The organism is Clostridioides sp. ZZV15-6388 (assembly GCF_020657755.1).
Taxonomy (GTDB): Bacteria; Bacillota; Clostridia; order Peptostreptococcales; family Peptostreptococcaceae; genus Clostridioides.
The window spans coordinates 170,045-182,895 of sequence record NZ_JAGWCU010000002.1 but is presented as its reverse complement, the minus strand read 5'-3'; the positions used below and the strand labels follow the sequence as shown (position 1 = coordinate 182,895).

General features: G+C 27.7%; 10 protein-coding genes and 1 pseudogene. 7 read left to right on the top strand and 4 right to left on the bottom strand.

The genetic code is table 11. The annotated features are described in order from the left end of the window. Positions 1–3: 3 nt before the first annotated feature. Complete coding sequence (rbr, locus tag KGF48_RS02635) at positions 4–591, bottom strand: rubrerythrin (protein ID WP_227434375.1); 588 nt, start codon at positions 589–591, stop codon at positions 4–6. Between the two features lie 86 nt (positions 592–677). Then, entirely contained in the window at positions 678–1,115 is a 438-nt protein-coding gene (locus KGF48_RS02630) for a MarR family transcriptional regulator (protein WP_227839574.1), read from the bottom strand. Between the two features lie 120 nt (positions 1,116–1,235). Between KGF48_RS02630 and KGF48_RS02625 the strand changes: the two genes are divergently transcribed. Next, positions 1,236–2,231 (top strand): YhdH/YhfP family quinone oxidoreductase, encoded by a 996-nt coding sequence (locus KGF48_RS02625; RefSeq protein WP_227839573.1) that lies wholly within the window; start codon positions 1,236–1,238, stop codon positions 2,229–2,231. A gap of 198 nt (positions 2,232–2,429) precedes the next feature. On the opposite strand, the gene KGF48_RS02620 is transcribed toward KGF48_RS02625, so the two are convergent. Beyond that, positions 2,430–3,356 carry a carbon-nitrogen hydrolase family protein gene (locus KGF48_RS02620; protein WP_227867724.1) on the bottom strand — a complete coding sequence of 309 codons (927 nt, stop codon included), beginning with the start codon at positions 3,354–3,356 and terminating at the stop codon, positions 2,430–2,432. Positions 3,357–3,812: 456 nt separating this feature from the next. Between KGF48_RS02620 and KGF48_RS02615 the strand changes: the two genes are divergently transcribed. Next, positions 3,813–5,411, top strand: coding sequence for an amidohydrolase (locus KGF48_RS02615; protein WP_227867723.1), 1,599 nt, complete (start codon positions 3,813–3,815; stop codon positions 5,409–5,411). 185 nt (positions 5,412–5,596) lie between these two features. On the opposite strand, the pseudogene KGF48_RS02610 reads toward KGF48_RS02615, so the two are convergent. Beyond that, a pseudogene (locus KGF48_RS02610) lies at positions 5,597–5,761 on the bottom strand (cupin domain-containing protein); the annotation flags it as partial. A gap of 431 nt (positions 5,762–6,192) precedes the next feature. On the opposite strand from KGF48_RS02610, the gene serS reads away from it, so the two are divergent. From serS to KGF48_RS02585, 5 genes are all read left to right on the top strand, one after another. Continuing rightward, positions 6,193–7,464 carry a serine--tRNA ligase gene (gene serS, locus KGF48_RS02605; RefSeq protein ID WP_227867722.1) on the top strand — a complete coding sequence of 424 codons (1,272 nt, stop codon included), beginning with the start codon at positions 6,193–6,195 and terminating at the stop codon, positions 7,462–7,464. A 199-nt stretch (positions 7,465–7,663) separates the two neighbouring features. Then, entirely contained in the window at positions 7,664–9,169 is a 1,506-nt protein-coding gene (locus KGF48_RS02600; RefSeq protein WP_227839569.1) for a histidine kinase, read from the top strand. A gap of 113 nt (positions 9,170–9,282) precedes the next feature. Continuing rightward, entirely contained in the window at positions 9,283–9,987 is a 705-nt protein-coding gene (locus tag KGF48_RS02595; RefSeq protein WP_227839568.1) for a response regulator, read from the top strand. A gap of 276 nt (positions 9,988–10,263) precedes the next feature. Next, positions 10,264–11,352, top strand: a complete 1,089-nt coding sequence (locus KGF48_RS02590) for a hypothetical protein (protein ID WP_227827617.1) — start codon at positions 10,264–10,266, stop codon at positions 11,350–11,352. Positions 11,353–11,590: 238 nt separating this feature from the next. Continuing rightward, positions 11,591–12,775, top strand: coding sequence for a M20 family metallopeptidase (locus KGF48_RS02585; RefSeq protein ID WP_227839567.1), 1,185 nt, complete (start codon positions 11,591–11,593; stop codon positions 12,773–12,775). The last annotated feature ends 76 nt before the right edge of the window (positions 12,776–12,851 follow it).

Here is a 12,851-nt window from a genome sequence, read left to right as displayed (position 1 = left end):
TATTTATTCAAATAATGAATTTTTAAAGTCTAAGAAATACCCTTGTGGATGAAGACAAACAGGGCAAGCTTTTGGAGCTTCTTTACCAATATGAATATGTCCACAGTTTGTACATATCCATTGGATATCTTCATTTCTTCTAAATAAAGTACCTTCTTCTAAATCAGTAGCATATCTACCAAATCTATCACCATGAACTTTTTCTATTTCAGCTATATTTTCAAATAATTTAGCTATAGCTTCAAAACCTTCTTCACGTGCTGTTTTTCCAAAATTTTTATATACATCATCCCACTCTTGAAGCTCATTATGTTGTGCAGCTTTAAGGTGTTGAGCTGTCTTATCATATAAATCTACAGGATATGCTCCTGATATACTTATATTTTCTCCAGCAAATTCTTTTAATTTAGTAAAAAATTGTTTTGCATGTGACTTTTCTTGGTCAGCAGTATAATTAAATAAAGATTCTATTATATATAATCCTTCTTTTTTTGCTACAGATGCAGAAATATTATATCTATTTCTAGCCTGGCTTTCACCTGCAAAAGCTCTTAATAAATTTTCTTTAGTTTTACTGTCTTTTAAATTCATATTATACCTCTCTATTAACAATAAATTTTTACAATATTTGATTCTTTTTATTTATTATTCCAAGACTAGATATAATTATGCTCGATTTAGTCAGCATTTTTGAAATTATTATTGATTTTTTTTAAGATTCTAAGGAATTCTTGCTTTTCCTTTTCTGTAATGTTACAGTAGGCTGTTTCTTTAACTTGTGATGAAATACTATTGAATGTATCCTCTATTAGTATTGCTTTTTCTGTAAGTTTTATATATGTAATACGTTTATCACTATTGCATTTTTGTCTTTCTATATATCCGAGGTTTATAAGTTTATTAACTAATACTGTAACAGTAGATTTGTCTTTTCCTATTTTAGTTGCAATTTCTTTCATTGTAAGTATTCCATTATTTTCATAAAGTGCAGTGAGTATATTTCCATGTGTAGGCAACAATTCATTTAAACCATTTTTATTGAGTCTATTTTCAATAAATTTAAGCATATTAGCTTTTGTTTTACTTATAAAATGTATGATATATTTATCTTCCATAAATTAATCTCCAATCTTTAAATTATTTGAAGTGCTTTGAAATAAAAAGTAGTTTGACATAAAACTATTTTTCAACTATAATTAGTTTAACATAAAACTAAATGTATTGGGAGGAAATTTATGAGTAAAAATTTTAAATCACTATATATTACAGAAGAAGAAGGAAGTTTTAAGAGAAATATAATAGAAAGAGATATAGATGCACTACCAGAAGGAGATGTTCTAATAAAAGTAAGATATTCTTCATTAAATTACAAGGATGCACTTTCAGCAAATGGAAATAAGGGTGTCACTAGAAAATATCCTCATACTCCAGGAATAGATGCATCTGGTGTAGTAGAATTTAGTAGTTGTGATGATTTTAAAGTTGGGGATGAAGTTTTAGTAACAGGTTATGATTTAGGTATGAATACATCTGGAGGTTTTTCAGAATATATAAGAGTTCCTTCTAATTGGGTTGTCAAACTTCCAAATAATCTTTCTTTAAAAGAAGCAATGGATTATGGTACAGCAGGATTTACAGCAGCTTTATCTGTATATAAATTTGTAAATACTGTAGACAAAGATATGGGAGATGTGCTAGTTACTGGTGGTACTGGAGGAGTTGCTGTGATTGCAACTAAAATATTAGTTAAATTAGGCTATTCAGTTGTGGTTTCAACAGGAAAATTGGAAGAACAAAAAGAAACATTATTAAAGCTAGGAGTTAAAGATGTTATACATAGATCAGAAGTAGATGATAATTCAGGGAGACCTCTACTTAGACCAAGATGGGCTGGAGCAATAGATACAGTAGGAGGAAATACTTTATCAACAGCAATAAAGACAACTAATTATTGTGGAGCAGTTACAACATGTGGCAATGCAGGTGGAATTGATTTTACAAGTTCAGTATATCCATTTATATTAAAAGGTGTTACTTTATATGGTATAGATTCTGTAGAATGCCCAATGAATTTAAGATTAAAAATATGGGATTTATTATCAAATGAATGGAAGCTAGAAGATTTAGATGACATGGTATCTGTAGTATCATTAAGTGAATTGAGTAAGAGTATAGATTCAATAATAGAAGGAAAGCATGTAGGAAGAACAGTAGTTGATTTAGGTGTGTAGTTAAGGTTAGGTTTATAGTTAAGTTAACTAATTTTGAATATATAATTGATTTTTAATATATAGTTAAATAAGTTTTAATGTAAAACTATAATATCAAATCATAAAATAAAAAATGAGATGCCTTAAATTTATTTTATTTAAGAGTATCTCATTTTAATTTTTATGTAAAAAATTTATGCAAGCTTTTGGATAAAAAGACTATTCGTGAACAATTAATTCAAATACATCAGGTCTTGAATAGTGACCTTCTGAATCAAAATCTAGTCTGCTAAGAACTATTTGTTCTAAATCTAAATCAGCTATTAATACTTCTTCTTTATTGAAAACAGGACCTGCTACATATTTTCCAAAAGGGTCAACTATACAACTTCCACCTGGACACATAATCTCTGGTTCTGCATCAAGTTCTCTATAATAGTTAAGGTCAGTTGGGTACATATTTTTTTCAACATATTGATTGCATCCAATAACGAAGCATCTTCCTTCTAAAGCAATATGTTTCATAGTTGATTGCCACTCTTCTCTTGAATCAGCAGTAGGAGCTATATAAAGTTTTACACCTTTAGCATAAAGAGCTGTTCTAGCTAATGGCATATAGTTTTCCCAACAAATTAATGAACCCATTTTTCCATATGGAGTATCAACAACTGTAAGGGTGCTTCCATCACCTTCACCCCAAATGCATCTTTCTGTTCCTGTAGGTTTAAGCTTTCTATGTTTACCAATAAGTTTACCTTCTGGTGAGAAAAATAAGTTTGTACAATAAAGAGTGCAATTTATATCGTTTCCATCTCTTTCTGTTATTCCCATTGATAGATATATCCCTGCTTCTTGGGCCGCTTTTCCTAATAAATCTGTTGTAGCACTAGGTACTGGTACAGAATTATCATAGTATCTTTTCCAATCTTCTCTACCTTTCATTGTTCTACTTCCAACAACAAATCCAAATGAAAGTCCTCTTGGATATGCAGGTATAAATGCTTCTGGGAAAACTACTATATTTGCCCCTTTTCTACCAGCTTCTTTAATTAATTCTAATGCTTTTTCAACAGTTTTATCTAAGTCCATTATAATTGGTGATGCCTGAACAACGGCAACTCTTACATTTTTATTTTCTTTTTTCATAAAAACCTCCTAAAAAATATTTGAATTTGTTGATTTCAACAGATTACATCAAGTTTTATTTGAGAAAAAAGTATCTTATCTTGTAAATAATGATGCAGCTGTATATTTAAAATGATACATCATGATTTAGCAAATTACAATTATACAAAAAAATAATTCATGCTAAGTATCTTCTTCTATAAGCATATAATAATTCTTTATATTAATTATAATGACTATTAAATTATCATATTTATAATGAATAGTATTTATTTCTTGGTGAACAATAATTAAAAATGAGATTTTCATATATTAATATATGAAAAAATAAGCTTAATGAAATACGAATAATTAATTAGAAAACAATAAAATAAATTTATCAAAATAGAGCAGGATGAAAAAGAAAATAAAACTGTAAAAAATATAAAGTATTTATATAAATTTATAGAGTTTATACATCAGTTTAAGGAGAATTTTATGAAAGAAAAAATTTATTATAATGGAAATATCATTACAATGGAAGATTCAATATGTGGAGATGCTATTCTTATAAAAGATAAAATAATAAAAAAAATAGGAACAAAAGAAGAAATTTTAGCTTTAAAAAATGATGAAACAGAAGTCATAGATTTACAGGGAAAAACATTGATGCCTTCCTTTATAGATTCACACAGTCATTTGACAGCTTTTGCTACTACACTAAGATTAGTTCCTTTAGAAGATGCAACTAGCTTTAAAGATATAGTAAAGAAAATACAAGATTTTAAAGATTCAAAGGATATAAAAAAGGGTGAATGGATAATTGGGTTTTCATATGATAACAATTTTTTAGAAGAAAATATGCATCCAGATAAAGATTTATTAGATAGTGCGTCTTTAGAAAACCCAATACTAATTTCACATGCTTCTGGTCATATGGGAGTTGCAAATACTTTAGGATTAAAAAAATTAGGTGTTACTCATGAAACACAAGACCCAGAAGGAGGATATATAGGCAGAGTCAAAGGGAGTAAAGAGCCAAATGGATATTTGGAGGAAAATGCATTTTTTAAAGTATCCTCTAAAATAAAACAACCATCATTAGATGAAATTTGTAATCTAATTGAAAAAGTACAAGATATTTACTTAAGTTATGGTATTACAACAGCGCAAGAAGGATTAATGGCAGATAATCAATTTAATCTTTTAAAATTAATGTCAAATCAAAATAGACTAAAAATGGATATTGTAGGATATATAGATTTAAAAAATAGTAAATCTGTGAAAGATGATAATAAAAATTTTGTAAAGAAATATGTAAATAGATTTAAAATAGGAGGATATAAGATATTTTTGGATGGTTCTCCTCAAGGAAAGACAGCATGGTTAACGAAACCATATGAAAATTCAGAAGATGGTTATCGTGGGTATCCTATATATAAAGATGAGGAAGTAGAGAAATTTATAAAAATTTCAGTAGAAGAAAAAATGCAACTTTTAACTCATTGTAATGGAGATGCAGCAGCAGACCAACTAATAAATTCATTTGAAAAAGTTATAAAGGAAAAAAATATCAAAGATGATATGAGACCTGTGATGATACATGCTCAAACTGTAAGAGAAGACCAAGTTGATGAAATGAAAAAAATAAACATGATACCATCATATTTTGTAGCTCACACATACTACTGGGGAGATATTCATATTAAAAATCTTGGAGAAGGTAGAGCATTCAAGATTAGTCCCCTTAAAACAACTATAGAAAAAGGTTTGATTTATACTTTACATCAAGATACACCTGTAATAGCACCTAATATGCTTGAAACAATATGGTGTGCGGTTAATAGAATTACAAAAAAAGGAGTATTGATAGGTGAAAATGAAAAGATAAGCCCATTGGAAGCTTTAAAGGGTGTTACTATAAATGCGGCATATCAATATTTTGAAGAAGATAAAAAGGGTTCAATCAAAGAAGGTAAACTAGCTAATTTAATAATACTAGATGAAAATCCACTTACAGTTGACCCTCTTAAAATAAAAGATATTAAAGTTTTACAAACAATAGTAGAAGGGGAAGTATTATATTCATTAAAATAGATATGAATTATATTATTTTAGAGATTGTGTAAAAATATTGCGTAAAAAAATATTATGTAAAAATAAAATCTAATCTAATAAAATAGGTAGAATTAATAATATTATATATGACTGAATGGTTAGCTTATTAGGTCTAAAGGGTCATTGCCATAATTTTATTAATTCTACCTTGAAAATTTATATTTTTAGGACACTACTATGTAGATTACCTTACTTTCAACTTCATTTGGATTTCCCCACTTATGTCTCATACCAAAAGGTATTTTTACACTATCACCTTCATTTAATTCAAATATATCATCTTCCAAACTAAGCTCAACACTTCCTTTAAGTATATAAGCAACTTCGTCTCCAGAATGCCCATTTTTTTCTACATAAAGTCAATTTTCTGCCTATACTTGAATTACTCATTAAAATCCTCCTATTCTAAAATCTGACAAAGAATATATAAAGAATTATATCATAAGGTAAAAAAATTTATATGAAAATTGATAACTATATAAGATTGATAAAGAAAAAGTCAAAATAGATAATTGATTGCTAAAATTAGTATAATTATAATGAAAGTAAAAGTAAGGTTAATGACAAAAAATTAAATAATATTAATTTAATTAAATATAATTTGACAATGTGTAAAAAAGTGAGTAAAATATAACTAAATAAAAATAATAGGTTCGGATAAGACAGAAAAAGATTTCTTAACCTTAAGCAAATATACTATTATCAAAGTTAACTGAGATTAAGAGATAACATCCAATCTTAAAGTATTGAGGAGGAAAAAATGCTTGATATAAAAAGAATAAGAGAAAACTTAGATTGTATAAAGAAAGCAATGGAAAGAAGGGGTGAAAAAGCCTTTAATCTTGATGAAGTAGTTAAGTTAGATGATGAAAGAAGAAAAATTCTTCAAGAAGTTGAGGTTATGAAAAATGAGTTAAATACTGCATCCAAAAATATACCAAATCTTATAAAAGAAGGTAAAGATGTAGAAAATGAAAAAGCTAAATTAAAAGAGTTATCTGACAAGATTAAAGTTATAGACCAAAATCTTAAAGATGTAGAGGACAAGATGGAATATTTGTTAATGAGAATTCCAAATGTACCACATCCAGAAGTACCACAAGGGGAAACTGATGAAGATAATGTTGAAGTGAGAACTTGGGGTAAGACGACTAGCTTTGATTTTGAATCTAAAGCTCATTGGGAAATAGGAACTGAGTTAGGTATACTTGATTTTGAAACAGCTGGGAAAATAACTGGTTCAAGATTCACACTTTATAAGGGATTAGGAGCTAGATTAGAAAGGGCATTATTAAATTTTTATCTAGATACAAATACAACAGTAAATGGATACACAGAAATTATTCCACCATTTATGGCAAATAGAAATAGTTTTTTGGGTACAGGGCAACTACCTAAGTTTGAAGAGGATATGTTCAAGATAGAAGGATTAGATTACTTTTTAATTCCAACATCAGAAGTTCCCTTAACTAATATACATGCTAATGAAATACTTAAATTTGAGCAATTACCAATAAATTATACGGCATATACTCCTTGTTTTAGGTCAGAAGCTGGTTCTGCTGGAAGGGATACAAGAGGTTTGGTAAGACAACATCAATTTAATAAAGTAGAAATGGTAAAAATAGTAGCACCAGAAGAATCTTACAATGAATTAGAAAAATTAACTAATAATGCTGAGACTATGCTACAATTATTAAACTTACCATATAGAGTAGTAAAAATATGTACAGGTGACTTAGGTTTTACAGCTTCTTTTAAATATGATGTAGAAGTTTGGATGCCAAGCTACAACAGATATGTTGAAATTTCATCTTGTTCAAATTGTGAAGATTTTCAAGCTAGAAGAGCTGGAATAAGATTTAAAAGAGATAAAAATTCTAAAGCCGAATATGCACATACATTAAATGGTTCTGGATTGGCTATTGGAAGAAGTGTAGCAGCTATATTGGAAAATTACCAACAAGCTGATGGTTCTGTAATAGTTCCAGAAGTTTTAAGACCATATATGGGTGTTTCTGTTATTAAATAATAATTGAAATATATATTTTTAAATAATAAAGTAAGCTATAAATAATTAAAAAAATAATAATTAATATAATAATGTGTACAAACTAATGAATATTGATATAGTATAGCTATCATATGAAAGAGTATGTGCACATTTTTATTTACTAATTTATTTAAAGATAAATGAATATAAATAATCTATAAACAGAAAGGGTTTTTTTATGAAAATTCAAAATACTGAGTGGGGATATATTGAATGGAAACATACTTATGATGAGAATAACCCAAAACAAGCTATGAATATATACATTGCAGTTACCATGCCAGGTAAAAAACATTTTAATCATGTTCATTATGGGCAAGAACAGATGATATATATTTTAGAAGGAGAGGGATTGTATATTATAAATGGAGTTTGGAAGCCATTTTCCCAAGGTATGATTTTTTATATAGAATCTGGTAGCACACATGAGTCTATAAATACAGGAGATAGACCAATAAAAGAGCTTATTGTTTCAAATAATGTAGGTAATATAGGAGAAAGTGAAGTTATAGAAATCAATCCTAATAGTGATTTAAAAAAGACCTTAATAAATTATAGTGAAAGTACTTTAAATTTATATGCAGCAGTGGAATCAATTCGTGGTCAGTTTATTGACCCATTTAAAATTCCACTAATTATATATGATGATTCTTGGAATATAGTTTTAAAAAATCCATATTTTCCATTATTTTGTTTTGAAAAGTGTAATCCTATGAAGTTTCCTAAAAATTGCGATTGTATGAATCAAAAAAGTAGCAATCAATTCATATGTAAGTATGGGATAACTATATATAATATTCCAATATTATACAAGAACAATAGTATTGGAGTTATTCGAGGAGGGTATGTATTGTTATCTGACTTAAATCTAGATACTACTCATAGTAATTTATATGATATTCCAGAAGGTGCTGCTAGAAGTATAAAAAGATTATTAAAGCAAATATCTAAAAATATAATAAATTTTTGCTCATTTAATGATATAAGGAAAGATTTACAAGAGAAAGAACAAACCATTGCAAGAACTTATCACTATGGAGAACAACTTGAAATGAATCTAAAGGTAGCACAGGATACAGTTACTAATCTGAGAATAAATCATCATTTTTTATTTAATACTTTAAATTCAATGGCAAGCATAGCACTTGATGATGGTTGTTATGATTTATACAGTGCGATAATAGATTTGTCTAAAATGTTTAGATATACAATGAGGTCGGATTTAAGATTTGTAGAGTTAGAAGCTGAAATATTATATATTAAAAATTATTTGAATTTACAGAAATTGCGTTATGGAGATGAACTTAAAGTAAAGTACCTTATTCCAAGGAAGCTATATAACCTTTCTGTACCTTTTAACTTTATGCAACCTATTGTAGAGAATGCATTTACACATGGGTTTAGAGATATTGATTCAAAAAAGAGAATAGAAATAATTGCTAGAGTAGATTCCCAGTATGCTATTATAGAAATTCATAATAATGGAACTATCTTAGAAGAAAATAGTATAGACAAAATAAAGGCAGGTATTCGTAGTAATAATGGTCATGGTTTATCTCTAATATATACAAAATTTACATCTGCTTATGGAAATAATTTTGATATGGATATAAAGTCAAGTGATAATGATGGGACTTACATAATGATTAAAATTCCTATTGAAAATTATAAGGAGTATGTATAGAACCTATATAAAATTAATAAGTTTTATAAATATTAAGAAATATATTAGATGTTTTTATGTTGTTTTATATATCTTGCTTTTTTATATTATTAAGCTAAAAGGGAGGAATTCTCATGAGAAGAGCACTAATAATAGATGATGAAGAAGCTGTTCTAAAAATAATAACACACTTTATAGAAATGAAAGATATGCCAATAAAAATTGTTGATAAAGCAACATCCGGCGATGAAGCAGTAGAGAAAATAATTGATTTAGAGCCAGACATAGTTTTTATAGATATTCAAATGCCAATATACAATGGGTTAGAAGTAATAGAAAAAACATCTCACCTATCTAAAAAAATAAATTTTGTAGTAATAACTGCTTTTGACTATTTTGAATATGCTCAAAAAGCTTTGAGATTAAATGTGAAAGATATACTCCTTAAACCATTAGATATGAAAGAATTTACTAAGTCTGTAGAAAAGATTATCGGATATCAATATACTAATAATGATTTATTAAATGAAATACTGGAATATATAAATCTAAATTATAGCAATGACTTAAAGTTAAATGATTGTGCTAAATTATTTTTAACCAATCCATCTAATATATCTAGGATTTTTAAAAGTAATTTGAATACGACTTTTATATCATATCTAAATCATATAAGAATAGAAAAATCTATTGATTTACTTGAAAATACTACAAAAAGTATAAATGAGATTGCAGAGATAGTTGGATATAATAGTCTGAATAACTTCTATAAAAACTTTAAGATAGAAAAAGGAGTAACTCCAAAAGTTTATAAATTGAATACTAAAAATCGAAATTGATAAATAAAAAGTCAATATAGATAATTGTTTGAATATGTCTGAGTAAGTATACTTTAATTATAATAAAAATTAAAGCGCTTTAAATATATTTAATAATATTAAACCTTATAAAAGCTGTACCTATTTATATAAAAAAATATATATAAATAAAAATAAAAAGATATAAAAATAAAAAAAGTAAGTCAAATACTATTCTTAAAAGACAGAATTTTCATTTAATTTACTTTGAATTTATATTTGTTAAAGAAGGTAACTTTATAATGGAGGTAATTTAATATGTCAGACAAAGTCAATGTGAAAAATATTATCTGTATTGCGGGTGCTTATTTAGCAACAGCAATTGGTTCTGGATTTGCTACTGGTCAAGAAATACTCCAATTTTTTGCCTCACAAGGGTATATGGGGCTGATTGGGGCGTTAATATCAATGGTGTTATTTTCATTTCTTGGTGCTGAAGTTATAACTAGAGGTAGAGAATTAAAACTCAAAGAACCAACAAGAATTTACACTTTTTATTGTGGGAAGATTTTAGGAAAATTTTACGAATGGTTTAGTCCAATATTTTTATTTGGGATTCTTATAGTAATGATTTCTGGTGCAGGCTCAACTTTAACTGAATATTATGGTATAAATCCTTATTTTGGAAGAGTGTTGATGGCTGTTGCTACCTTGATTACAGTATCTATGGGTCTAGAAAAATTAGTAAGTATACTTGGTCGTATTGGACCAGTGATAGCAGTATTTACAATTGCTGTTGGATTAATAAGCTTATTTAAGCATTTTGATGGTTTATCTATGGTTGGAGAAGCTATGAAAAATATTGAAGTTACAAAAGCATCAGAAAGTCCAATCATTTCAGGTGTAATATATAATACATTAAATATTATTGTAATGATTGTCTTTTTAACAGGAATGGGAGCTTCTATTGAAAGTAAAAAGGATGCTTTCTGGGGAGGTTTATTAGGTGGAGTTGTATTTATGACTGCTGGTATAGTTATGTATTTGGCTATGATTTCAGATATAGGAAACTTGTACATGAAAGAAATACCATCACTTTATTTAGCGGATAATATAGCTCCTATTATAGGTGTATGTTTCTCAGTTGCACTTATATTAGGTATTTATACAACAGCTGTTCCACTTTTATGGTCTGTAACTAATAGAATTGTTGAAGATGAGCATCCTAAATTTAAATTGGTAACAACAGTAATAGCTATTTTAGCTTGTATAGGTGGATTTTTACCATTTGGTAAACTAGTAAATATTTTATATCCATATACAGGTTATATGGGACTTTTAATTTTAGTTTGTATGGTATATAAAGCAATTACATGTAGACAGAAATCAACACAAAGTCAGGAATAGAGCCACTTATTAATATTTTCTAGTTAAAGAAACTTTTTATATAATCTGAATTTAAAAAGTCAAAATAGTTAAATAAATTGCAAAATATGATAATATATTTAATTAAAATAATATAGTAAAATATATATATAAACAAAATTAAATTTATAAAAACTATCTTTATAAATATTAGTAACTTATATAATTTGTAGTTAAATTAGCAAAAAATCAAAAAATAAAATTTTGGAGAGGTGTTAGTATGCATGAACTTATTTTAATCTCAGAAAAGTATAAAGAAGATATTTTAGATTTTTTTACAGATATTCATATGCACCCCGAATTAAGTTTTAAAGAATTTAGGACTACAAAAGCTATAAAAAATTTATTAGTAAGTTTAGGGATAGAGATATTAGACCTGGGAATGGAGACAGGAGTAGTAGGATTATTAAAAGGAAAGTACGATGGTCCTACAGTAGCATTAAGAGGCGATATTGATGCTTTACCAATATATGAAGAGGTAGATATTGAATACAAATCAAAATATGATGGTATAATGCATGCATGTGGACATGATATACATACATCTTGCCTTGTAGGATGTGCATATGTATTGTCTCACATTAAAGATAGTCTCCATGGAAATGTAAAGTTTATATTTCAACCAGCAGAAGAAGTCAATAAAGGTGCGAAGATGCTAGTTGAACGAGGAGTAATGGAAAATCCAAAAGTTGATGCTATATTTGGTCTTCATAATCACCCAGATATACCTTGTGGAAAAGTGGGAGTTAAGTTAGGTGGATTAATGGCAGCAGTAGATACTATTAGGATAGAAGTAAATGGTTTTGGAGGTCATGGAGGTATACCAAATAGAACAATAGATCCTATAGTAGCATCAAGTGCAATTATAATGGGTATTCAAACCATAGTAAGCAGAAACATAAGTCCATTAGAACCAGCTGTTATATCAATAGGTACTATAAATGGAGGAACTGCAAATAATGTAATTTCAGAAAAGGTAGATATGACAGGGACATGTAGAAGCTTTAGTAATGAAGTACGAAAGAAAATATCTGAAAATTTGGAAAATATAGTTTGTGAGATAGCTCGTGGATATCAAGCAACTGCAAAGCTAGATTATTTATTTGATCTACCAGCCGTTATAAACAGTAAAGAAATGTATACAATAGCTTGTAAGTCTGTGTGTGATTTGTATTCAGAAGATGCTATAGTTGATCCAATACCTTCTACAGGAGGAGAAGATTTTTCTATATTTATGGAAAAAGCACCAGGATTTTTTTACTGGTTAGGAGTAGGCAACAAAGAACAAGATTGTATGTATCAGTGGCATAATCCTAAATTTAAAGCTGATAAAAATTCTATATTAGTAGGTACAAATGTACTATGTCAGTCTGTTATAAATTATATGGATAAATTAAAAAAATAAAATTTAAGATAGAGCATTTCTGGAGATAAAGTTTATGGGGGTGATTAGTTTGAGGAAAATTAATTCACAGGAAAAA